The sequence below is a fragment of the Marinobacter changyiensis genome (assembly GCF_009193265.1).
GTDB lineage: Bacteria > Pseudomonadota > Gammaproteobacteria > Pseudomonadales > Oleiphilaceae > Marinobacter > Marinobacter changyiensis.
This window is the reverse complement of sequence record NZ_VZZZ01000004.1, coordinates 316,625-341,162: the sequence shown is the minus strand read 5'-3', so window position 1 is coordinate 341,162 and position 24,538 is coordinate 316,625. Positions and strand designations below refer to the sequence as shown.

The window sequence follows — 24,538 nt, the reverse complement described above, 5'->3', positions numbered from 1 at the left end:
GCTATTCGCCCTCCTGCTTTATGTTTTGCCACAAAGGCTTGTAGAGCTGATCGACCCAGTGATTAAATCGGTCGCTGGCCACCAGGGCATCAAAGTCCGGATACGCCCGTTGCAGGCCGGGGGTTTCATCCCCTTCGCCGGTGAACTGATAACCGCTTTCATAGGCTGCACGAGCTTTGTCCAAAGCTTTGTCTTCCCCTGCCTTGCGAAGCGAGTCGAGGTAGGCAAATGCCGTCTTCGGGGCCACCGGCAACGGTAGATTCATGGCATCGACCCAGGCCGCCATAATCTGCCCAAGGTATGCTTCCGCTTCGGCTCGGGAATAGGGATGGAACGAGACGTCCCCGGCCTTGCTCAACACATGGGTGGTAATGGGCAGTTCGTCCATGGCATTGGCGGCCAGGTGAGCAATCCAGGGGCGCAGGAAATTGGTCCACTTATACTGATTCTTGGCTGTGGTAAGCCCACTGCTTTGCAGGAATATCAGTGCCCGATCTCCGGCATTATTCTGGCGCAGATTGCCGAGCCAGTCTTCCAGCCGCAGCAGATGCTCGCCAAAAGGTCGCTCCAGTGACACCAGCTCTAGCTCCAAAGCACTTGAATAGATAGCCATGAGTTGCTGATAACGTTCGGATAACTCCGGCAGGTCTTTTTTCAGGCGGCGTTGCTGAAGCTTGCCAAGACCGCCCTGAGCCAGAGCTCCCCTGGCCGCCTGCCGGGCTATCCAGGCCTCCAGCCGCGCATCCAGATCCGCGGTCTCTGCTTCTGACTCCGGACCGGCGATCACATGGCGCACCAACTCATCGTTCAGGGCCCAGTTCTCAAGACCATCAAGCACGAAAGGCTCCTCGTCTTCGGCGCCTGCCAGCGGTTGATCAAAATACACACCGAGGCGTTGCCGGAAAAAAGTATCCACTGGGCTGCGCAGGAAGCCGCCGAGAATAGCCAGATTCAGAGGCTCCTCGAACAGCCCTTCTGGCAGATGTGTCAGGGCTGTCATGAGGAATTCATCCGCGCCCTCTTCATTTTCGGCCCCATGGGCTTCCCGCCATTCCCGCGCAAAGGTAAACAGGCGCCGGTCATCGGAACCCTGGAAATAGACCGGGCTGAACGGTTGCAGCGGGTGTTCAGTGCTCAGGCGATGGGAGAGCTGATCCTCTTCCCCAGCCTGATCAATAGGCCGAATGGTGTCGAGGTGGTCCCGTAACTGCGCCACCAACACCGACGGCGGACGTTCAGAATTGTCATTAATACTACGCCCTATCCAGCTGATATAAAGGCTTTTTCTAGCAGACAACAAAGCTTCCAGGAACAGATACCGGTCATCTTCCCGGCGCGAGCGATCGCCCGGGCGGTAGTCACGGGCCATCAGGTCAAAATCCATCGGCGGTTGGCTACGGGGGTAATCACCATCGTTCATGCCAAGCAGACATACCTGCCGGAACGGGATCGCACGCATGGGCATCAGGGTTGCGAAATTGACTTTTCCCGCCAGGAAGCGCTGGCTGAGGCCGCCCTGATCGAGTTCGCCCAACCAGACTTCCCGCACAATCGACAGCGGCAGCTCGGTATCTTCCAGACCACCGTCCCGGCAGGCTTCCACCCAGTCTTCCACCACCTGGTCCAGACGACTGATCACCAGGCCATCGGATAATTCGGTTGCGCTGATAAAATCCTGCTTCAATTCATTCAACGCCTTTACCCACTGGTCCGGCGTCTTGCGGCCGGACAGGCTCTGCCAGTGCCGATCAAGGCGCCGCACCAACTCCTCCAACGAACCTGCCAGGCGGCTTTCCAGACCGCCCACCTCGCTGTAGGGTTCGATCCCCTGCCAGGCTTCGCCGTCGCCCACGGCATATCCCAGCAGCATCCGCTGCAAACCGAAGAGCCAGGTGTTCTGGCTCATGCCTGCAGGCAGATCCAACGCCTCACGCTGCTGTGCATCCAGCCCCCAACGGATATTGGCGCCGCGAATCCAGTCGTGGAGCTGCGGCAGGTCGTCCTGCTGCACGCCAAACCGCTCCCGGACCGCCGGCACATCCAGCAGGTCCAGCAAATCACTGACCGCCAGACGCGATTCCGGCAAGCTCAGCAGCGTCTCCAGTGCCACCAGCACCGGCACCTGGTGACGCTGGCCCTGGTCCGAGATGGTGTAAGGAATGTACCGGTCATCACTGTGCTCAAGCTGGCCGAACACCGCCTGAATGTGCGGGGCATAGGCGTTGATGTCCGGCACCATGACGATAATATCCTGGGGCTTGAGCTCGGCATCAGCACTGAAGGCGGCCAGCAACTGGTCATGGAGCACTTCCACTTCCCGCTGGGCACTGTGCGCCATGTGGAAAGCAACCGACGTATCTCCGTGGTAGTCGGCTGGCTGAGCCTTGATAGCTTCACTGACAGGTCGCAGCTCCAGAATGTCATCCTGCAACGCTTCCAGCAGAGTTGGCTGGCCAGAAGATTCGAACGGAGTCTCGAAGATATCGATTCGATCAAACCAGCCCGCGTAACCGGCCTGGTTATCGTATTCGTCCAGCAGACGGATGTAGTCCCGGCCCTGCTTGCCCCAGGCGGCCAGCAAGGGGTTGGCATAAAGGTGCAGGTTGTTCTCATCCAGCACCTCCGGCATGGAGCCCCGCTTCTCGCCACGGCGGTTAACGGCCCGCAGCAGTTCCCGATCCTCGACGATATCCGCCCAGTAGTAGCGACAGGGATTGTGGACGCACAACAGTACCTGGGCACACTGGCCGAGCCGGCTCAACACCTCCAAGGTTTGCTGTGGCAGCGACGACACACCGAACACAATGAGACGTTTCGGAAGGCCCGGGGGTCGATGTTCTGGCGTCAGACTGGCGGATTCCGTCATGAAGTGGTTATGGACATCAGCGCGGCTGGCGCTACCGAGGTGCTCGCCGATGTCGGCCTGGATCAGGCGCCAGAGTTCCGGCTGCCAGCACTGGTCACCGGTGAGCTCCAGGGTCTGGCCGTTCCGCACCAGAATGTGGTCCTGGTCTTGGGCCCACTCATCAAGCCAGTCGGCCCGATACACCTGATACTGGTCAAACAGGTCAGCAATGCGCTCAGCCAGCTGATAGAGACGGCGATCGCCCTCCTCCCCGGCGAGAAAGCGGGCCAGAGGCGCAAATACTGGCCGGTCCTTGATGGTGGGCAGCAACCGCAACAACCGCCAGGTCAGACGATCCTTGTCGTAGGGGGATTGAGTCGCAACTGCGCCCTCGCCCAGTACGCTGCGGTAGACCTGCCACAAAAAACGGGAAGGCAGCGAAAACGTCATCCCCCCAGCGATGCCAACTCCGGGCTGGACAGGATCATCGTCATCGCGCGCCAGTGCCAGCTTGAGCCATTGCGCGATACCGTTGGAGTGCACCAGAAACACTTCATCATCCAGAGGCGCCAGGGGAAAACGGCGGATTACTTCCACCGTCAATGCCCGCAGATCTTCAAGCCGGTTGGCATGGATGACCTGGAAACCGGTCGGCAGCGAGCCGGTGTTGGCCTGGCTGGAAAGGGCGTCGCCCATGGGTGCTCCTTTTAATGCTGCCTCAAATGCTGTCGGTATATGTCAGCAGGCTTGTCGTAATCCGATACTGTAACAGGCAAAAACACCGCTACAATCGTTTCAATACAAAATCAGAGCCTTATGGGCCGGAAACTTCCGGCAGGAGACAATGAATGCGACGCTGGAATGGTTGGGGGGATGATCAGTTCAATCTAGAATTGCCATCACAAGGCAAACAATTTCTCGCGGACCGCATCGGTTCTGCCCAGGCGCTGACAGACGTCACGCTGGAGTCGGTGCAGGCCCGAGTACCATCAAGCCGACTGCGGCCACACCCGCTCATATCGACAGATGCGGTCGATCGGATTCGTCATGCCCGGGGCCAGAGCCTGCCCGACTGGCTTGCCATGCGCAGTGGCGACTTCCATGTGTTCCCCGATGGCGTTGCCCATCCAAAGGACAGCTCCGATGTGAGGAGCCTTCTGGAATACGCACAGGCCCATAAAGTCCACCTCATACCCTATGGGGGCGGCACCAGCGTGGCCGGTCATATCAACCCGCTGGCCGGTAGGACACCGGTACTGACGGTGGACATGGGGGCCATGAACCGACTAATGGATCTGGATACCATAAGCCAGATCGCAACGTTTGGAGCGGGCACACCGGGACCTCTGGTGGAGTCCCAGCTCCGGGCCCAGGGCTACACCCTCGGGCATTATCCGCAATCCTTTGAGCTGTCGACCCTTGGCGGATGGGTCGCCAGTCGCTCCAGCGGCCAGCAGTCCCTGCGTTACGGTCGTATCGAGCAACTGTTCGCAGGTGGAAGAATCGAAACCTTCCGGGGCACCCTCGACATTCCCACCTTCCCGGCCTCCAGTGCAGGGCCGGATATCCGGGAGATGGTGATGGGCTCCGAGGGTCGCGTCGGCTTCCTGACCGAGATCAAGGTGCGGGTGACACCGTTACCTGCCAGGGAGAGTTTCCATGTAATTTTCTTTCCCCACTGGGAAGCCGCCTGCACGGCCGCCCGCCGGACGGTTCAGAACCGGACCCAGCTGTCCATGTTGCGACTCAGCAACGGGACTGAAACCGAGACCCAGATGGCGCTGGCAGGCCACCCCAGGCTCGTCGCCCTGCTGGAGCGTTTCCTTGGCCTGCGGGGCGTCCAGGCCGGCAAATGCATGATGACGTTTGGTCTGACCGGCACCCAGACCCAGTGCCGCGCAGCCCTGAGAGAAATTCGCAAAATTGCTGGCACACACAACGGTGTTTATACCGGCACCCACCTGGGCAAGAAGTGGGCGGAAAAGCGCTTCACCATGCCCTATCTTCGGGAAGCTCTCTGGCAGCTGGGCTACGCGGTGGATACCCTGGAGACGGCAACCGATTGGGAGAATGTCGACAACCTGATGAACCGCATGGAGCACAACTTGAAGTCTCAACTGGCCTACAGCGGCGAGCGGGTTCATGTTTTCACGCATCTGTCCCACCTTTACCCCCAAGGGTGCAGCATCTACACCACCTACGTTTTTCGGGTGGCCCGGAGCTACGGTGAGACCCTGGAACGCTGGCATGCCCTCAAACACAGCACCTCTGAGGTGATCGTCCGGAATCGGGGCACCATCAGCCACCAGCATGGCGTCGGCAAGGACCATGCGCCCTTCCTGCCGGTGGAGAAAGGTGAGCTGGGTATGCTCGCGATCAGAGCCCTCTGCAACACCTTTGATCCGGACCGGCTACTGAATCCGGAAACCCTGTTGTCCACCGCCGAAACCGTTAGCTCTGATACCAAACGGTCCAGGTCGGAGTGATCATGCAAAAGACTGACCGCCAGACTCGCCTGGACCAGCTGCGGCAAAATACGGACTTTGACGTGGTAATTATTGGTGGTGGCATCACAGGCGCCGGTATTGCCCGCGAAGCCGCTGGCAGCGGTCTCAAAACGCTATTGATAGAACAGCAGGACTTTGCCTGGGGCACGTCAAGCCGTTCGTCCAAAATGGTCCACGGCGGGCTGCGTTATCTTGGCAGCGGCCATGTCGGACTGGCCTTGGACGCGGTGCGGGAACGACAGCGCCTGTTGGCAGAAGCGCCGGGGCTGATCGAGCCGCTAAAGTTTATAATGCCCCACTACCGCAAGCAGTTTCCCGGCCCTAAAGTGTTCGGGCTTTTGCTATGGGCATACGACCGACTGGCCGGTCAGTCCTCCCGACATTTCCTGAGCCCAAGCGAAACCCTGCAATGGGTACCCGGGCTGAGCGCTGAAAACCTGACCGGAGCCAGCGGCTTCACCGACGCTGTTACCGACGATGCCCGGCTGGTGTTGCGCGTGCTGGACGAAGCCGTGGACGATGGCGCGGTTTGCCTGAACTACCTGCGTGCCGCCCGGATCCACCGCACCGATGGGCAGGTTACCGGTGTGACTCTGACGGATACCGCCCCTGAACAGAGCGGAGACGAACAACCGATCAGGGTGAATGCCCGATTGGTTTTCAACGCTACCGGCGCCTGGGCCGACCACTTGCGCGAGCACAGCACCCGTGATGAGCGCATTCGCCCACTGCGTGGCAGCCACCTGATCCTCCCGTTCGACGTACTGCCGGTCTCCTGCTCCGTCTCCCTGATGCACCCGGAGGACAGGCGCCCGGTGTTTGTCTTCCCCTGGCTGGGCACCACCGTACTGGGCACCACCGATCTCGATCATAGCCATGATCTTGATGAAGAACCGGTGATTACCGAGCCGGAGATCCAGTATCTGCTTACCGTTGCCAACACTCTGTTTCCGGGTTGTCCTATCCACCGCAATCAGGTGCTTGGCAGTTGGTCCGGTGTACGGCCGGTGGTCAGCCAGGGCGATGGCAGGAACCCGTCGAAGGAAAACCGGGAGCACGTGATCTGGTCGGACGATGGCCTGGTCAGCGTCGCCGGCGGCAAGCTCACCACCTTCCGTCTGATTGCCCGGGAAGCGCTGGAAGCTGGCGCGAAAGCCCTTGAAAACCTGGTGTTGCGAGATAATGCTCAGCCTGTTTTCCGCCCATGTTCACCATCCGCTCGCCCACAGGGCATCACTCACACTCGGTGGCGACGCCTGACTGGCTACTATGGCCCGTATTTAAAAGACCTAATGGATGCGGGCTCTTTGGCCACCATACCCGGCACCGAAACGCTCTGGGCCGAGGTACTATGGGCGCTGGCACACGGCCAGGTCATCCATCTGGACGATTTGCTCCTGCGTCGAACCCGCCTCGGCATGATGCTTCCAGACGGAGCCTCAACCCTGTTGCCGGAGTTGAAGTCTGTTTGCCAGCAAGCATTGGATTGGGATGATTCCCGGTGGGACCAGGAGCAGAACCGCTACCTCGGAATCTGGTCTGCTGCCTATTCCCTGCCGCCAATGACCGGAGACCGGTGATGCCAGGCGAATCGCTGATCCTCGCGATCGACAACGGTACCCAAAGCATACGGGCACTGCTGTTCGACACCCGGGGCAATCTGGTGGGCAAAGGCAAGCAGGAGATTGAGCCTTATTTCTCCCACCAACCCGGCTGGGCCGAACAACATCCCGAGTATTTCTGGGACAATCTGGGGCTCGCGGCCAATAAGCTATGGCAGAATACCGATGCCAAGCCTGAGCAAGTACGGGGCGTTACCGTCACCACTCAGCGCAGCACCACCATCAACCTCGACACAAACGGGAAACCCCTGCGGCCGGCCATCATCTGGCTTGATCAACGCCATGCGGAAGTGGACGGTCCGATGAAAGGCCCCTGGGGCTGGCTGTTCAAGGCCCTGGGACTTGAAGACACCATCAAGCGGTTCCGAGCTAACGCCCCCGCCAACTGGATAAGCCAGAACCAGCCCGAAATCTGGGCCGCTACCGACAAATTCCTGCTGCTGTCAGGCTACCTCAATTTCCGGCTGACCGGAGAAATGAAAGACTCCACCGGTAGCCAGGTCGGGTATCTGCCCTTTGACTATAAAAAACACCGTTGGGCGGCCTCCCGGGATTTCAAATGGCAGATGCTGCCGCTGACCCGGAGCATGCTGCCCGAGCTGGTCTCGCCTGGTGAGACCTTGGGGCATTTACTGCCCGAGGCCGCTGCTCACCTCGGCCTGCCAGCAGGCTTGCCGGTGATCGCGGCGGCTTCGGACAAGGCCTGTGAAATACTCGGCTCTGGCGGCACCCGCCCTGACATTGGCTGTCTGAGCTACGGCACCACGGCCACCATCAATATCGCTGGCCGTCGCTATGTGGAGCCCACCCGATTTATGCCGCCCTACCCGTCGGCATTGCCGGGGCAGTACTGTTCAGAGGTGATGATCTATCGCGGGTTCTGGATGGTGAGCTGGTTCAAGGAGGAGTTCGGACTGCGGGAACGAACACTGGCAGAACAACGGGGTATCGAGCCCGAAGTCCTGTTCGATGAACTGGTCAATGCAGTGCCTCCCGGCGCCATGGGACTGATGTTACAGCCCTACTGGTCGCCGGGGGTAAAGCATCCGGGGCCAGAAGCCAAAGGCGCCATGATTGGCTTTGGCGACGTCCACACCCGCGCTCACATCTACCGGGCAATTCTTGAAGGCCTGGCTTACGCGCTGCGCGAGGGCAAGGAAAGGCTGGAGAAACGGGGCGGTGTACCTGTCACGAGACTACGGGTTGCCGGGGGCGGCTCCCAGAGTGACGCCGCCATGCAGCTGACGGCGGATATTTTTGGCTTGTCTGCCGAGCGCCCCCACACCTACGAAACCTCTGGCCTCGGCGCCGCCATTGATGCGGCGGTCGGCCTGGGCCTGCACCCTGACTTTGACACCGCGGTTGATGCCATGACAAGAGTGGGACAGGTCTTCCTGCCCGATCCGGATGCCCACAGGCTCTATGACCGCCTCTATCGTGAAATTTACCTGAAGATGTACCCGCAACTGATTCCCCTGTATAGAAAAATTCGAGAGATCACAGGTTATCCTCGGTAGCCACAATCTCCTGTTCCCAACCCCCGCCCAACGCCTTGAACAGATCGACCGATGCCAGCAGCGCTGTAGCAATCGCAATTTTAAGTTTCCTCAGGTGTTTCCCTTCCATGTGCTTCAGGTAAGAGCAGGATGGTTTTATTTCAACTGCGTAAAAAACCGCAAAACCCACTTGATTAATTTTTAATCTGATTCAAAATTATTTTGTGGCAAAAAGGAGTTTTGCTGTCCGTCCTTGACATTTTTTGCCCACGTACCGTAACTGAACACTCCGTTTTTGGCCGTCCTGGTCGTAGCCCCGCTTTGGAGTTCTGTGGTTTCAGTTCACCGTCGCCAAACGACTGTTACTGACTTCGTGGAGTCCGCCATGAGCGTTGATGTAGCCCTGGATAACATCCGGATCAAGGAATTCCCGACCATTAATCTTGCAGGCGGTGTCGATTTTGATCTGGATGAAATCCGGATCAAAGAACTGGCTCCGATCAACATAGGCATTACTGAACTACCCGCCATCAGTATCGGCATCACCGAGTTGCCGGATATCAACCTGAATGCGCAGCTGGCCGTCGACAAGCTACCCCCCATCAAGCTCGACTCCGACAGTACTCTCAAAACGGACAATAACCTCAAAACCGATAACAAGGTGGACCTGGCGCTTGACGTGCGTATCCGGGAACTGCCGCAGTTTGATGTTCAGCTCGGGTTGCGCCCGATGCGCTTTCACTTCCCCCTGAACTACCGGTTCCGTCTGACGTTGTTCGGGATAAAAGTGTTTGACTTCGAGACCTGCGGCGAGGGCATGATCGTCGCCGAGGACTATCAGCCCAAACAAGCGGAGCGATGCGATTAAGCATCGGGGAGACCCACCGTGAAAGGACCCCACAATGGTGAACCGGGCACCGACTGGCATCTGGCCAATGGACCCTATTTTTTTTCGGGCACCCCGGGTGAATGCCGGGGCGAACTGACACTGGTCAACGTTTCGGACAACAAGATCAAGGTCCGGGCACTGGTTACCCAGCCTCCCGATAGAAAGCGGAAGGATTTGGGAGGGCTAATTCCCTTTCGCATTAATCTGGCTGCCCGCGTCCCTCCTCACAGCGAAGTTCGTACCCAGGCCGCTCTGCAATTGCCACTCGATACAGAGCCCGGGCACTATCAGGCAGTCGTCCACTGTGGCAAACACAAGGCTCCTCTCGAAATCGAGGTATTACCGCACCGGGAACTGATAATCGCCCCAACCCATATACGCCTCAGAGGCGCCGTTGGGGAGACGCTGAGTTGCAATCTGACGATCACGAATCTCGGCAACGTGCCTGTTGAGCTCGGTGATGTCGCCATGATCTGGTTGCGGGAACGGGACTGGATCGGTCGCACCCTGGTCTACAGCCTGCGTGAGACCACTGAAACGGACACTTATGAAGATTTTGCCAACCGGTTTTTGCATGACCTCCGACGGGCCATCATTACACCCGCACGCATCTCACTAAAGCCGAAGCTCAAAGCCTCACTGGCGGCGGGAACGACACTGGAACGGAAGCTGAGCATCACTCTGCCCAACGGATTGAAAAAGGGCCGACATTACCTGGGCTTTATCAAGATCTCCGACGATCGCATCTGGATGGAGCTCTACTGCACTGGTGCCCGAGTCCCTGAATCCACGACCGGAACCCCGCAATAAACCATCGGCACAGGAGAACGCCATGATTCGTGCAAACTGCTCTACCGATACCACCTGTTCGCCTTCCGACGGTGCGCCAAAGAGCCTGCCCTCCGGCTATAACCTGATTTTACTGCCACCGCGATTGCTGGCTGCTGCCCTTTATGGCGCCGCTGATGTGGTCAAAAAGACCTTTGATGGCAGCTATTCAGATGCCTGTTCCGTGTGTCATGGCCACCACCCCAAAGGCCAGTCATGCTGTGACCTTCCTGAGACCTGTTGTCCCGACCCGTGCGTTTGTCGGATTCGCTGGAGTGGGTGCCCTGGCGATAGCTTTCGATTCCAGATTCAGGTTACCAATACCTCGAAAACCGAGCGTGAATTCACCCTGGTGTCGGTGCCGTTCCCGTTCACTGAAGAGGTCGTCAAAGTTACGCCCGACAAGAAAACCCTGGCGACTGACGAGTCATTCCAGGCGGTCCTCAGTTTTACGATTCCGGACAGCTTTGCCGGCAGCAACTACTTCACCAAAGTCAAAGTCATCGGGGCCTATGAGCAGTACATCCAGGTCTGTCTGGCGGTTCGTCCCCTTCAGGCCTGCAGTTGTCACATCGTGCAGGGGGATATTCCCAAACGTGTGAAGGCCCATCATTGGTTTCATCACTTCCAGTGCGAGCAGGAGTGTACCGAGCTGTCGAAGAAGGCGAGCTGAACCATGACCGCCACCATCAAACACCGGCGCATTAACCTCAACGACACCTGCCTGCATGTCGCCATCAGCGCCCCTGACAAACCGGACCACCAGCACGTCAGTGCCGCCCGTGCTGCGGTTATTTGCCTGCACGGATTTCCGGAGGGTTGGCTGGGCTGGCGCCCGCTGATGCGGCTGATGCCTGACGTGGCCTTCTTTGCGCCGGACCTCCGGGGCTACCCGGTCTCCGACTACCCTGGCAATGGCTACGATGTTTTCACCCTGACCGACGACATTAACCAACTCATTACGGAACTGGGTCTGGATAAGCCGATCCTGTTGGGACACGACTGGGGCGGTTTTCTGGGGTGGATCTACGCCCATCGTTTTCCGGGCCGTATCAGCCGGTTGGTGGTGGTTAACTGCCCGCATCCCCGCACGCTGATCCGGGCGGTGCTGCACTTTCAGGACTTCCAGACGCTGCGCATCCCGTGGGTGCCGGTCTTTCAGATTCCGCGTTTGCCCGAGCGCCTGCTTACCACTCGACTCGGAAGACGATTGATGGAGCTGTCTTTCACCCTGCGAGAAGGGTCTCAAGGCAACATGGACAGGGACCTGGTACGGGAGATTGTCTACCGCTTCGCACACCCGGAGGATCTGCGCGGCGCCATCAATTACTACCGCAACGTGGTGAGAACGCTGCTTCACGCCAGCACCCGGAAACAGCTGGACGACTTTTACGACAACCCGATTCAGGTGCCAGTAACACTGATCTGGGGACTGGAGGATGGTGCACTTTCAGCCGATGTGGCGCAGGCCAGTTATCGCGATGCCGGTTGTGCGGTGGACTGGCGACCGCTGGTGGGTATTGGCCACTTTGTGGATCTGGAAGCACCGGACCTGCTGGCCCGGGAGCTGGACCGACTGCTGTATCAACAGGAGCAACCGTCGGTCCCGATTGCGACGCGGGAAACGGCGGCGTAGCCCGGGAACAGTGAGTGAGGGATTTGGCGATGGCAAGGAACGAGGCGATGCAAAGAAGTGACAAAGTGGCCAGTGACTACGATGTAATAGTGATCGGCTCCGGGTTTGGCGGCGCGATCACGGCTTGCCGCCTCGCACAGGCAGGGCGGTCCGTCTGCGTACTGGAAAAAGGCCGCCGCTGGAATCGGGTGGATTTCCCCCGCGGTCCGGGAGAAGTCGCTCAATCCACAATCTCCTCCGGCAACCGGCAGGACGCTGGTCGCGGGTTTATCGAATACCGGACGTTCCGCACCATGGATGTCGTCCAGGGCACCGGAGTCGGGGGTGGTTCCCTGCATTATTTCAACGTGCATCTGCGCCCGCCCGCCTTCCTATTTAACCAGCCAGCGTGGCCGAAGCGCATCACCATGAGGCGCCTGCGGCCCTATTACACTCTCGCCGCCGACATGCTGGAAGCGCATCCGGTCACTGACACCCAAGAGCTTGGTCTGCCCCGCCGGACCCAGGTATTTGAGGACGCGGTCAGCAGCCTCGGCCGCCAAGCCGACCGGGTACCCATTTGTGTTCGCTTTAGCGATGAGCACACCGACAGCGGCCAAAAACGTGGCTGCGAGTTTTGTGGTAATTGTCTGCTGGGTTGCCATGTTCACGCCAAAAATACCCTGGATCTCAATTACATCCCGTTGGCGGAACAGCATGGCGCCGTGGTATTGCCGCTGTTTCAGGCCCTCAATATCACGCCTGATGGTCAGGGCTATGCTGTAACCTGCACCGATCTCTCCGCACCGCCCGCCAGTGACCCACGAAGCACAATGCGTAAGTTTCGCGCCCAACAGGTGGTCGTTGCCGCCGGCACGCTGGGCACCAATGAGCTGTTATTGCGCTGCAAACAGCAGTCCCGGACGTTACCCCGGCTCTCCGACCAACTCGGCAAGCGCTTCTCCGGTAACGGCGATTTCATTTTCGCCGGCACCCGTTATCAGAGCCGGGTTGTGGATCCGGGCCGGGGTCCGAGCATTACCGCTGGTGTCGGGTTCCGCAAAGAGAATAACCAGTACATTTATATAGAAGACCTGGGCTACCCGGACCCGTTTATCTGGTATTTCAACAGTGCCATTCCGACGCGGGGGCGGATCGCCCGGCTTTTGCGTCAGACCCGACGCTACCTTGGTGACGCGTTCGGAACCGGACTCAAGTTCGAGCTGGAAGAATTGCTGGAGGATGGTTTCTTCACCCATTTTCTACCCTACCTCGGCCTGGGCACCGATGCCGCCGATGGCACCCTCACCCTCGATGCAAAAGGCGAGATTCATTTGCATTGGTCGATCCGGAAAAGCCTGCCCATGTACCGGGACATGGTCGACCACATGAAAGCTCTCAGTGCCGCCTCCGGTGGCCGGTTCGTTAACAGCTTCTTATGGCGAACACCGCTGATTCGCGTGCCCCTGAGCAAAACCCTGACCGCCCATCCGCTGGGTGGGTGTGCCATGTCCGATACCCCCTTAACCGGAGTAACCAACGACTGCGGCGAAGTCTGGGGCTACAAAGGCCTTTATGTGGCGGATGGCGCACTGATGCCCGCCGCTATTGGCGTCAACCCGTCCGCCACAATCAGTGCGATGGCGGAACGGGTTGCTTTTCAAATGATCCACGGTCGTGAATTGCGCGAGGACGATGCCAGCGTCCCGAGCAATCGCACTACCACCTCAAAAGCGGCCCCGGTCGCGGTCCAAACCAACCCGACCACTACGGTGGTCTGAATTGAAGGATGAAATGTCATGGCCGAACAAACACTGACGCAGCCTGCTCAACAGAAGCCAACCCGACGCAAACAGCCGTCCGCCAAAAAAGCCGCCCCCAGCAAGCAGAAGCAGTCCGCAACCGAACAGGAAACCAAGTTGTCTCCGGTCAAACAATGGCTGAAGCTGTCCCGGGCCGACCTTGATGCACTGTATAAAAAAGCCAAGCCCGGTAACATTCCCCAGGGTGACACCAGAGGCACGGCAATTTTTGCTGGCGGGCCCTTTCCCCGACTTTTTGCCGGCCTAGCAAGAATGCTGGCGTGGCAGGGAAAGGTGTTCGATCTGTTTCCCCCGAGCTATAACCAGGGCGTGGTGGTGAATAAAGTCTCGCCACTGGGGCTCAATCTGATTGTGGCCAAAACTTACCGGGACCAGAGCTGGATGGACGGCAAGGAAACCATCGTGATTGATTACGGCAGCACCTCTCTGCTCGCCCGGGCGATTCGTGACGAGATCCGCGAGGTGGAGCCCGGGGTTTATTTGGGCAAGGTGTGGTGGGGTGAACGGCGGGTACTCGATTTCGCCCTGGAAACCTACCACCCGGTCGCATCGTAACACCCTCGGGACAAAGGCCATGGAAACCGTGACTGCCCGTGCCAGATCGGTTCTGGAAGCGCTCCACCCGATGCCCCAGAACGCGCTTACTATCCGGATACCGGTGATCCAGTCTCGGGAAGCTGACCTGCGGAAAACCCTCGCAATGGTGGACCAGGACCCGGCTGACAACAGCCTACTGCCATTCTCGATGTTCAATCGTCTGCATTTTGCCCGTTTTCTGTTGCTCGAAGGCCCCGACTCCCCGGAAACCTACAGCACGACGCTGATTTTTATGGCGAACGTCGATGGTCCGGTATCCGCGTTTCTGGAGACCCTGGTCCAGACAGCCGCCGACGGGCTTGATCAGATATTCGGCACCTGCAAGGGTTATCCGGCCCGCAGCAAACGTACTCGCGCCACGCGACTGACGTGCTTGCGTAAATACCAGCTGCCCTCGCAGGCGTTTTACATAAACACAGTGGGCCGCACCGCCGATCAGATTCGCCAGGAAGACGAACTCCACGACGCCCTGCAAAGGTTTCTGAGCGACCTCGACCCCGCCGGGTTCAGGTCCGCATGCACGTTGCGGGACGCAGTGATCGAGTATGTCGCCAGCAACCCGGAGCTGGCCTGGGCACAATCCGCCCGCCCCCAACCGACGCGACTCTGGCGGGCGCTGGAGAATATCCGGTTTGCGGGGCTGGCGACCCTGGGCGTTCTCATCATCGCCTGGGGGTGGCCCTTGCTGCTGGCTTGGGTGTTGGCATTACGCATTCGGGAAGACCGGGATGAGGAAGATACCCACCGGCCTGCCCTGAGTCGTCTGAACCAACTGCGGGCTTCCGAGGACATCGCTGCCCACAACCCGTTCGCCGCCGTCGGCTACGTCAAGCCGGGCTGGTTTCGGCGTACGACAGCTCGCGCCTTGTTGGCTACGACACAGGTGGCGCTGAGGCATGTCTTTAACCGTGGTGATCTGGCGGGCATTCCCTGGCTGGGGCTGGACGGAGTCGACACCATTCATTTCGCCCGCTGGACCATGATCGACAACGACCGTCGCCTGCTGTTCACCAGCAACTACGACGGTAGCCTGGAAAGCTATATGGTGGATTTCATCGATAAAGTCGCTTGGGGTCTCAATCTGATTTTCAGTAACGGCGTGGGCTACCCTCGCACCCGCTGGCTGGTGCACGACGGTGCCCGCAAGGAGCAGCGTTTCAAGGATTACCTTGGCAATCACCAGATTGAAAATCAGGTCTGGTACACCCCCTACCCGCACCTGACTGCCGTCAACATTGCCAACAATGCGGCCATCCGTGACGGGCTCCGGGGTCACCTGAACGAACGCCAGGCAATGGCCTGGTTACACCGTTTGTGATTGAGGCAAGGAAGGTCAAATATGGCAGCTTCTGATGCGATCGAATTTGACGATATCCAGGGCCTGGTCGTCCGGGGTTACGGTAGCCTGCCAGCGGCCTGTTATTTGCTGCTGCAAATTACCGACCCCCGCAAGGCTCTGCCCTGGCTGAGAGATCTGGCCGGGCAGATTACCTACGCCAATAACCGGCCGGATCGGCAGGCTATCAATGTGGCGGTGACCTACCACGGACTGGCAAGCCTTCGGATTGACCAGACCATTCTGGAAGGCTTCTCCGATGAATTCCGCTCGGGCATGACTACGCCCCATAAACGCCGCATTCTGGGTGACGATGGTGACAGTGCACCGGAATATTGGCAGTGGGGCGGCCCGGCCACCCCCCAGGTCCACCTGTTGCTGCTATGTTACGCCCGGGATGACCATGTGCTGAACGCATTGTATAACGAGTTGCAGACCGGCATCGCCAGCCATGGCCTGACCCAAATCGCTCGACTGGGCACCGAGCCGCTGCCGGATTTCAAAGAACACTTCGGCTTTCGTGACAGCATCGGTCAGCCCTACGTGGCGGAATTTGACCGCCATGACAAGCGACGTCCTCAACCGGTGCCCTTAGGCGAGATCCTGCTCGGGTATCGTAACGGCTACGACCGCTACACCCAGCGCCCCCTGGTCGACGCTAGCCAGGATCCGGACAGCCAGCTGGCCACCGATCCCGAGGGTAGCGTCCAGCATGACCTGGGGTTGAACGGCACCTATCTGGTGTTCCGGCAATTGGCCCAGGATGTACCCGGTTTCTGGCGAACGCTCAAACACCAGGCCGAAGAGGCCGACCACGAGTCTGCCGACGCTGTCCGATTGGCGGCCAAACTGGTCGGGCGCTGGCCCAGCGGCACCGCATTGGTTCAAGCTCCGGACCAGGACGATCCGACCGTGTCCGACAAAGACGAATTCCAGTACCACGCCACCGATGCCGAAGGCCTGAAGTGCCCTCTCGGGGCCCATATACGTCGGACTCATCCACGGGACAGTCTGGCGCCCGAACCGGGGTCGAAGAAGTCCATCGCCTTCAGCAATCGCCACCGCCTGCTGCGGCGCGGACGGGTGTATGGCAAACCCTTTGATGACAGCCTGGACCCCGCTATTTTTCTCGAGAATCTTGATCGCGAGGATGCCCCCGTCGACCGGGGGCTGCATTTCATCTGCCTTGGCGCCAACGTCGGTCGGCAGTTTGAATTTGTGCAGCACACCTGGGCCAACAATCCCAACTTCAACGGCTTGTACCGGGACCCGGACCCGATCATCGGCAACCGTCACGCCCATGGCCTGCCCCAGGACCGGTTTACCATCCAACGCCGTCCAGCCCGCTGCCAGCTTCAGGGTTTGCCCAGTTTCGTACAGACCCGTGGTGGCGGTTACTTTTTCCTGCCCAGCCGCCGGGCACTGGCGTTCCTGTTCTCAGCGCCTGCGGCCGGTCGCAAACCCCGCAAAACGCCAGGAGATACGTCATGAACCTGATTCCCACTCTTGCTGAAACGGTGTCTGGCCGGCTGATTGGTGTGTTACGGCAACTTGATCCTTACTATCGTGATTCATTTGACCACCTGTTCCGTAGTGGCATTGAGCGTATCACCCAGCGTCTCATTCGGCGGCGTCTGGACGATCAGGGACTCGCTATTGCTGAGGAAAAACCCGAGGCTGACGAAGCCGAAATCACCCAGGCCATCGCCGTCGCCATGTGCCGTTTTCTGGAACTGGAGTATCGCCACACCGGTAAAGTCGCTGAACGCGCGGGTAACACCAAAACCTACGGCCTGGTGCGCTCCCGGTTCACGGTCCGTTCTGATCTCCCGAAACGGCTTCAGACCGGCGTTTTCAGAGCCGGCAGCCAGTACCCGGCTTACGTTCGTTTCGGTGGCCCCGGGCCGAGAGTCGTACCCGATATCAAGGACAACGGTATTCTGAGCATCGGGATCAAGTTGATGGGTGTACCGGGCAAGAAACTGCTGGATGACGAAAAGTACACGGTGGATTTTTCCGGTATCAGCGCCCCCAGTTTTACCACCCCCAATATTCGGGAAAACGTAAAACTGCAGGAGCAGATCGGTCGCGGTACACCGGCCTGGTATTTCCTCAACCCGAAGGATTCCCACTATCTGGATATGGTGATGCAGGGCCTGTATGCCCGAACCCACGCCAACCCCCTGGAGCTGACGTATTACTCCTGTGTGCCCTATCTGTTCGGCCGGGAAAAAGGCCAGTACCGGGCGATCAAATACGCGCTGATCCCACGCATTGACAAAAAATCCGCCGTGGCGGCCATCACCGATAATTACCTGCGCGACGCCATGATCGCTACCCTGGCGCGGACTGCGGTCACCTTCGATTTCGCTATTCAGTTCCAGAAAGATCCCATCACCATGCCCATTGAGGATGCCTCAGTGGTCTGGCCTGAACAGCAATCGCCCTTTATCAGGATTGCCACCCTGACGATACCAAGGCAACGGTTTGACTACCCGGCCCAGGATGCGTTCGCCCGCAACCTCACCATCAACCCCTGGCACACCCTGCCGGTGCACCGCCCGCTGGGCAATCAGAACCGTGCCCGCAAAACGATCTACCTTGCCACCTCGCGCCTGCGGCAGGCGATCAATCAGGAACCACATATAGAGCCTACCGGGGACGAGGATTTTTCGAAGAGGACGGAACCGACAGCAGGATCATCAGGCAAACACAGCCGGGTGGAAGCTAACCCTTCCCGCGTTGAACATGTCGACTGACGGGCGCTTTGGCCCCAGACTTCAGAAACACGCGGCAGATAGCCAGATAGACGAATAACCAGACAGGACAACTGACATGGGAATGACCGCCGCTATAAAGCGCACAGCCAAGGTGATACGCAACCTGCCTTACCTGCCGTGGGTCCTTTCGCCCCTGGATCCGACGCCCCTCTGGTCCGAGTGCAGGCCGGGAAACTACGAATCCGCCCACCACTTTGCCCACGCTCTGCGCTCGGCGTTGTTGCCCCTGTACGCACCGTTTCGGGAAGTGCCCCACCTACCTTACGAAGTCCCTGAACAGGGTGCACCGATCGACGACGATCAGGCCTGGTATTTTCTCAACGGTATCTGTACCGATCGCAGCGTGCTGCGCCTGAATGGCAAAGCCCTGGCCGACCTGTTCCAGCGCCGTATTTACCTGATGCATAATCCATCCGACGGCCTTGTGCTCGACCTGCTCGAATGCGCTGTCGGTCGCACCATGCAACCGATCTCCACGCTCGAAACCAGCGTTGCCGGAATTCTGGAGGACGCATTGGACAGCCATGGCAAAGTGGTGCTTATCGCCCACTCCCAGGGTGGCATCATCAGCACCGGTGCGCTTTACAAGCTCGCCAAGCAACTCATCGGCACCCGCTCTTTGCTTCTCAATAAGCTTGAGCTGTACACATTCGCCAGTGCGGCCACGGAGTTGAAACTGCCGCAGGTGTACGCGGAGCATTTTTACCACACCCGGGACTACGTGGCGCGGATAGGTGTGGCCGGCAACAAGACGCAGTTTTCCGGACGGCTATTTGAACACGACGCCACCGGCCACTTGCTCAATACGCATTATCTGGAGCATTTGCGAGAGAACAAATTTGAGGCGCTGGACGGAAGCAGGAGCCGACTGGTGGAGAAGTTGGCGTTTACGAATACGCCAGGCGCGAAGCTCGCTTCCGACTCGACCTCAACCTCAGGAACCGAGCAGAAGGTCCATTGATCACCTGCACCGGTCGTTGATCAGGTCCGGAGCGCAGTTAATTGTGAATGCCTTCCCGGTCATAGACCGACATGACAGTACCTACCATGGTCGCGACCAGTTTCCGTTGCCCGTCTGAGTGAGCAAAAAGCTCTGCTTCGGCAACGGTAATATTCCGGCCCGCTTTCTTGACTTTACCTATGGCGGTAAAGCGCTCTCCTTTGGCCGGAGATAGCAGATTCACCTTGAATTCAATGGTAAGCACAGCTGCATTGACCGGCATGAGTGAAAAGGCCGCATAGCCCATCGCACTATCAAGCACCGTTGAAACGATACCGGCGTGAATGAATCCATGTTGCTGTGTCAGGTCCGCTTGAAAGGGGAACTCCAGTACCACTGCGCCCGGCTCAACAGACACGACGGATGCATTAACGGTTTTCATAACAGCTTGTCGATCAAAACTATCGTGCACCCTGGCCCGGTAGTCCGAATCGCACGGTATGAAGTGTGATGCCATGTTTGACCTTAAATCCAATTTGCGTTGTGCTGACCTGAGCACTCGGTTGTTCGACTGCCACGAATTAGTCTACGCGAGCTACGACAAACGTGTCAGTGGAAATTACCCCATCGAGAACAACTTTCAGCACGTTCAGAACGATACCGGCTGGATACCGGTGAAAAGACGTTCCTGAAGACCAACTATCTCCGCCCGAGAAGCTTCGAGTGAGATTGTGATGGGTAAGGAACAGGAAATCGGCGCATTGCTGCGCCGACCCGGTACCTGAACTGCTACTTGCCAGAAACATTATTTAAAGCGGGAAGTCGCCGAAGTGATAGAGTTGCTGAGCGAATCCCAGGCGCTTTCGACTCCGGATTTTAAATCTTCCCAAGCGTCATCACCGGCCTTGTTCAGTTCATCAAGTTTTTTTCTGGCGTCATCCTGCATCGACTTCAACTCGTCGACCTTTTTGTAGTACTCCTGCTGGGCATCCGCTTCCTTTGAATCAGCCTTGGCTTTAAGTTTGTCAATTTCTGCTTTCCATTCATCCAGCTTGGCTTGAAGCTTCTTTACGTAGGTGTCTTTCATGCTCATTTCAAAAGTCCCTTATCTTTAGTTTTTTCTCAATTATCGGTTGGTTACACTTGAAGTTACTCATTTGCTACCGTTTTAAGCCACTCCACTCCAAAACGCACCCCAAACCCTTGTAGGTCTGTAGGTATGTGAGCGAGCCCGCCTTTGTGTGTACCGGAAGAGGCCATGTCCACGTGAACCCAGCCGATGTCTTTATCTACAAAGCGCCCAAGCAAGCGTGCCGCATAGATGTGATCGCCGGCCCCTTCAGTTCGGCATTGCAGAGTATCAGCGGCCTTTGATTTCAGGTCTTCATCGTAATCGTCCTCATACGGGAAGGGCCAGACCCGTTCACCACAGCGCTCGCCGGCCTGGATTATGGGTTCGACCCACTGGCGACGGTTGGTGATTGCGCCTGCCATTCGTTGGCCCAGGGCGGCTACAACGCCACCAGTCAAGGTCGCATAATCAATAATGGCACGTGGCTTGCCCCGGGATACCAGGGCAAGCGTATCCGCCAGCACCATACGGCCCTCAGCATCGGTATTAATCAGTTCGATTGTAGTTCCGTTCAAAGCGGTAACAACATCGTTGCATTTGACCGCCCGCGATCCGATGTGGTTCTCCGCCAGAGCCAGCCAGCAATCCACCGGCTGATCAAATTTCAGACGGGTAACGGCAAGCAGAGTGCCGAGTGCTACGGCGCTACCCTGCATATCACCATGCATGCCCAGCATGCCTCCGCCCACTTTCAGGTTGCTTCCACCGGTATCGAAACAGATACCTTTACCCACCAGGGCCAGCGGCTTCCCTTCGGCCCCGGTGGGGCGGTATTGCAGGTGAAGAATGCCGGCGTCCCGGTTCGGGCTGGCTTGAACAACGGACAAAAACGCGCCGGCACCGAGCTCCTCCAGTTGGTCGCGGTCATAGAACTCCGCTTGCCAGCCCTCCTGGCTGGCAAGCGATTCGGCGAAATCCCGATAGATGCCCGGTGTCAAATAGTTGCCCGGTAAATGGGTTAACCAGCGAGCAAGGTTGTTACCTTCAGCGGTGGCTTCAGCATATTGAAAGTCGGCTTTGTCAAAATCCCCGAAAAAGCTGATTGCCTTGAGATCCGTCGATTCAGCAGGCTTGTCGGTGATTCTGGGCAATTGGAACAGCGCTGCGTGGGCAGCCGCCACGAGGGCTTCGGCCATGGCATTCGTGGACAGGGCGTCACCCAGCAGGGAGATGACATTGATCTGCTCCAGGCGCTCCGAAATCAAGGGGCCGATTACTTTGCGCGCCTGGGTCAGTGCTTTGAATCCGTCGAGGTGGTCAGGCACAAAAGCAACCGCAGTTCGCTCCCCGGTCGGACTGGAGAGAAACACCGGATTGTCAGTGTCTGGATAAGCCGAAAGGCGCTGTTCCAGGAACTCGGCCCAGGGTGTGCTTCTTATGGCGTTCCGATCGGCGTCGGGCACCAGAAGTACAACACCAGCGCCCGGCCCGAAATGCCAGGCAGCGGGTATGGATTGGTCTTTCTGGAGCAGCAATTGGGGTAGTCCGGAAAACTCTGGTTTCATGAGTGGTGAGCTCCGAGGAGAGGCTGATTGACATTCTCCACAGTATAGTCTGTTTGCATCTACCCCGGTTACTCCGGGCTTGCCCGCTCGGGAGCCCCTTCTCTTTGGCAATCCTCCCAGTACAACGCCACTACGGCTCACGAAACCCCGAGGTCAGGACTGACTGGAAATGGCGGTAGTTGATAGTTATTGGCATAGAGAGACAAACGCAGCGCGTCAAGGAGGCGAGAGCATAATGTTGCGCTCGTACGACAAAGAGAAGTCACCATGATGGGTGCTTTGTAAATCAAGAAAAAAATTGAAGGCGCGGGCTGGAATCGAACCGGCGTTAACGGACCGAGTTAGCCACAACAGCCACAGGAATGTTGCCGGAATGCCGAGCGCCACCACACGCCGATCTTTTTGACCGACATCAGCATTTTTTTTGATTAAAGGTCAGATTGCCGCCACTTTCCCAACAACCTAACGAGAATATCGACTGGAACAAGCCCTGCGACTGACTAAAATGCCTGCAAATCATGCTACATTCTGCATGACAAGTTACTTTTCAGCAATTTATCGCGTAATCTACAGGTTGAGAGGCGCCGCACTATCTTGAACAGCCGTCAGGCAACCCGCAAAAGGGCCTGGATACTTGCTGTACTCAACTTAAAGGCGTAGCTGTTTCGGTCTCTGAGAAGGTATTCGGAGGTACATATAATGCCAGATAGACAGGACCTGATAATGCCTCCTTCGTCCGCAACCAATATTGGATGCTCGCTGTCTGCCGTTAAGCAGAGCGAACAAAAGTTTTTCGAGTTGATCGAGAGCCTGCCTATGGTCGCGGTGCAGGGCTATAACAAAAAGCGTCAGGTTGTTTATTGGAACGAGGCGAGCAGGCGCCTTTACGGCCATACCCGGGAGGAGGCGCAAGGTCAGTTACTGGAAGATCTCATTATCCCTGACTATATGCGCGCGGGCGTGATAAAAGCGCACCGCAACTGGTTGTATAAAAATATCAGTATTCCGGCAGAAGAAATTGAGATGAAACACAAGGATGGTCGTCTTATTCCTGTTTATTCCAGTCATGTAATGATCAAACAGGATACCGGTGACTGCGAAATGTTCTGCATTGATATCAGCTTGCAGGAGCAGAAAAAGGCCCGGGAAGAGCTGTACAAGATGGCAAATTACGACGATTTAACCCAGCTGCCGAACAGGAGGTTGATGGAGGTTGAATTATCGGCGCGTCTGATCGAAGCAGATCGAATGAAGCGGGCCGTGGCCGTGGTGTTTATTGATCTGGATAATTTCAAGCTGATCAATGACACCCTTGGTCATCATTATGGCGACAAGCTGCTAAGGGCGGTTGCTGAAGCTCTGAAAACAGAAATTCGTAGTTATGACCTGCTGAGCCGGTTTGGCGGTGATGAGTTTGTGTTGTTGTTGTTTGATTTTGATGGGGCCGAGCAAATTCATGAACTCCTACGACGTTTAATCTATAAGCTTGATCAGGGCTTTGTGCTGGATGGAGAGTGTTATCAAGTGACAGCCAGTTTCGGTGTCAGCCTCTATCCCGACGATGGAGGGACGGTAGCTGAGCTGATGGGGAATGCCGATGCCGCCATGTATCAGGCCAAGGAAGGAGGTAAGAACAGTGTCTGTTTTTACACCTCGGAAATCAATGATCGGCTGGTTCACTATCAGGAAGTTACTGCACTCCTGCGACGCGCTATCGCCGTCGACAGCCTGCAACTGTATTTTCAGCCGCAAATTGATTTGAAATGCGGGGGCGTCGGTTCCTGTGAAGCGCTGTTGCGATGTTTCGATGAAAATTCTCAGGCGGTTTCTCCGACTGTCTTTATTCCGGTGGCAGAAAAGTCAGGGTTGATTAATCGTATAGGAAATTGGGTAATCGAAGCGGCTTGCAAGCAGCTTAAGGCCTGGCAGGGTACGGCACTTGAAAAGATACGGGTTGATATTAATTTATCGGGCAGGCAACTGACTAATCAGCACCTGGCGGATCATATTCTGCAGACCCTGCAAAATCATGGTCTGACTCCCGCCCAATTGGGCCTGGAACTGACAGAAAATGAAGTGTTTGGTGGTGATGAGGGTCAGATAAGGCAATTGGAACGATTGAAACGGGCTGGGGTGCATATTTCTATTGACGATTTTGGTACCGGTCATTCGTCTCTGGTTTATTTGCGAAAGTTACCAGTTTGCAGCATCAAGATCGATAGAAGCTTCCTGCACCACGCAATGAAAAATGATGGTGATATGGCTATCATGCAGGCCATGATTACGGTTGGGCACCGTCTTGGTTTGGGTGTGGTTGTGGAGGGTGTGGAAACCCCTGAACAGGATAACCTGGTCAGAGAGTTAGGCTGTAATCAGGCCCAGGGATTTCTGTACGCAAGGCCGATGCCGGCAGATCAGATGCCGACATTTCTGGCTGGTTTCGGTTCAGATAACTGAAACCCGCCTGTTTTCAGGGCTCAGAGGGTGCCCAAAGCCAACTGGATGAGCTGGAATCTGAACATGTACATTGCAACATTCAGCCCGAATACCAGCTCTGAGATCGCTGCTGCGCGCCCCGATTACTGGGAGGAAGACACGTTCGGGCCAACACTTTTTCCACCTG

At 57.5% G+C, this 24,538-nt stretch carries 18 protein-coding genes; 14 read left to right on the top strand and 4 right to left on the bottom strand.

Annotated elements, in window-relative coordinates:
- Position 1 precedes the first annotated feature (1 nt).
- Positions 2-3,541 (bottom strand): exodeoxyribonuclease V subunit gamma, encoded by a 3,540-nt coding sequence (gene recC, locus F6Y09_RS12715; RefSeq protein WP_152207296.1) that lies wholly within the window; start codon positions 3,539-3,541, stop codon positions 2-4.
- 152 nt (positions 3,542-3,693) lie between these two features.
- Between recC and F6Y09_RS12710 the strand changes: the two genes are divergently transcribed.
- The 13 genes from F6Y09_RS12710 (at position 3,694) to F6Y09_RS12650 (ending at position 19,299) form a co-directional block, all read left to right on the top strand.
- On the top strand, positions 3,694-5,331 hold the full coding sequence (locus tag F6Y09_RS12710) for an FAD-binding oxidoreductase (protein WP_152207295.1): 1,638 nt from the start codon (positions 3,694-3,696) through the stop codon (positions 5,329-5,331).
- A 2-nt stretch (positions 5,332-5,333) separates the two neighbouring features.
- Positions 5,334-6,932, top strand: coding sequence for a glycerol-3-phosphate dehydrogenase/oxidase (locus F6Y09_RS12705; RefSeq protein ID WP_152207294.1), 1,599 nt, complete (start codon positions 5,334-5,336; stop codon positions 6,930-6,932).
- Positions 6,932-8,491 (top strand): FGGY-family carbohydrate kinase, encoded by a 1,560-nt coding sequence (locus tag F6Y09_RS12700; RefSeq protein ID WP_152207293.1) that lies wholly within the window; start codon positions 6,932-6,934, stop codon positions 8,489-8,491. Before F6Y09_RS12705 ends, F6Y09_RS12700 begins: the two co-directional genes overlap by 1 nt.
- A gap of 364 nt (positions 8,492-8,855) precedes the next feature.
- Entirely contained in the window at positions 8,856-9,338 is a 483-nt protein-coding gene (locus F6Y09_RS12695; protein ID WP_152207292.1) for a hypothetical protein, read from the top strand.
- A gap of 18 nt (positions 9,339-9,356) precedes the next feature.
- The gene (locus F6Y09_RS12690) at positions 9,357-10,169 is read left to right on the top strand and encodes a COG1470 family protein (protein ID WP_152207291.1); all 813 of its coding nucleotides are present in this window, start codon (positions 9,357-9,359) and stop codon (positions 10,167-10,169) included.
- A 22-nt stretch (positions 10,170-10,191) separates the two neighbouring features.
- Positions 10,192-10,860: a COG1470 family protein gene (locus F6Y09_RS12685; protein ID WP_152207290.1), complete on the top strand. Its 669-nt coding sequence runs from the start codon at positions 10,192-10,194 to the stop codon at positions 10,858-10,860.
- A 3-nt stretch (positions 10,861-10,863) separates the two neighbouring features.
- Positions 10,864-11,823, top strand: coding sequence for an alpha/beta fold hydrolase (locus tag F6Y09_RS12680; protein ID WP_152207289.1), 960 nt, complete (start codon positions 10,864-10,866; stop codon positions 11,821-11,823).
- 47 nt (positions 11,824-11,870) lie between these two features.
- Positions 11,871-13,583 (top strand): GMC oxidoreductase, encoded by a 1,713-nt coding sequence (locus tag F6Y09_RS12675; protein WP_246180519.1) that lies wholly within the window; start codon positions 11,871-11,873, stop codon positions 13,581-13,583.
- 18 nt (positions 13,584-13,601) lie between these two features.
- Positions 13,602-14,180 carry a hypothetical protein gene (locus F6Y09_RS12670; protein WP_218944153.1) on the top strand — a complete coding sequence of 193 codons (579 nt, stop codon included), beginning with the start codon at positions 13,602-13,604 and terminating at the stop codon, positions 14,178-14,180.
- 19 nt (positions 14,181-14,199) lie between these two features.
- Entirely contained in the window at positions 14,200-15,540 is a 1,341-nt protein-coding gene (locus F6Y09_RS12665) for a hypothetical protein (RefSeq protein ID WP_179959410.1), read from the top strand.
- A gap of 21 nt (positions 15,541-15,561) precedes the next feature.
- Positions 15,562-17,049 (top strand): Dyp-type peroxidase, encoded by a 1,488-nt coding sequence (locus tag F6Y09_RS12660; protein ID WP_152207288.1) that lies wholly within the window; start codon positions 15,562-15,564, stop codon positions 17,047-17,049.
- The gene (locus F6Y09_RS12655; RefSeq protein ID WP_218944152.1) at positions 17,046-18,317 is read left to right on the top strand and encodes a catalase family protein; all 1,272 of its coding nucleotides are present in this window, start codon (positions 17,046-17,048) and stop codon (positions 18,315-18,317) included. Before F6Y09_RS12660 ends, F6Y09_RS12655 begins: the two co-directional genes overlap by 4 nt.
- A 76-nt stretch (positions 18,318-18,393) precedes the next feature.
- Entirely contained in the window at positions 18,394-19,299 is a 906-nt protein-coding gene (locus F6Y09_RS12650) for an alpha/beta hydrolase (protein WP_152207287.1), read from the top strand.
- Positions 19,300-19,336: 37 nt separating this feature from the next.
- Here the strand turns inward: F6Y09_RS12650 and F6Y09_RS12645 are convergent, their stop codons facing one another.
- The 3 genes from F6Y09_RS12645 to F6Y09_RS12635 all read right to left on the bottom strand — a co-directional run bounded on the left by F6Y09_RS12645 (position 19,337) and on the right by F6Y09_RS12635 (position 21,915).
- On the bottom strand, positions 19,337-19,720 hold the full coding sequence (locus F6Y09_RS12645) for a PaaI family thioesterase (protein ID WP_218944151.1): 384 nt from the start codon (positions 19,718-19,720) through the stop codon (positions 19,337-19,339).
- Positions 19,721-20,083: 363 nt separating this feature from the next.
- Entirely contained in the window at positions 20,084-20,371 is a 288-nt protein-coding gene (locus tag F6Y09_RS12640; protein WP_152207285.1) for a sll1863 family stress response protein, read from the bottom strand.
- 56 nt (positions 20,372-20,427) lie between these two features.
- Positions 20,428-21,915 carry a M17 family metallopeptidase gene (locus F6Y09_RS12635; RefSeq protein WP_152207284.1) on the bottom strand — a complete coding sequence of 496 codons (1,488 nt, stop codon included), beginning with the start codon at positions 21,913-21,915 and terminating at the stop codon, positions 20,428-20,430.
- Positions 21,916-22,614: 699 nt separating this feature from the next.
- Here F6Y09_RS12635 and F6Y09_RS12630 point away from each other — a divergent pair.
- Positions 22,615-24,372 carry a putative bifunctional diguanylate cyclase/phosphodiesterase gene (locus F6Y09_RS12630; RefSeq protein ID WP_246180518.1) on the top strand — a complete coding sequence of 586 codons (1,758 nt, stop codon included), beginning with the start codon at positions 22,615-22,617 and terminating at the stop codon, positions 24,370-24,372.
- Positions 24,373-24,538: the final 166 nt, after the last annotated feature.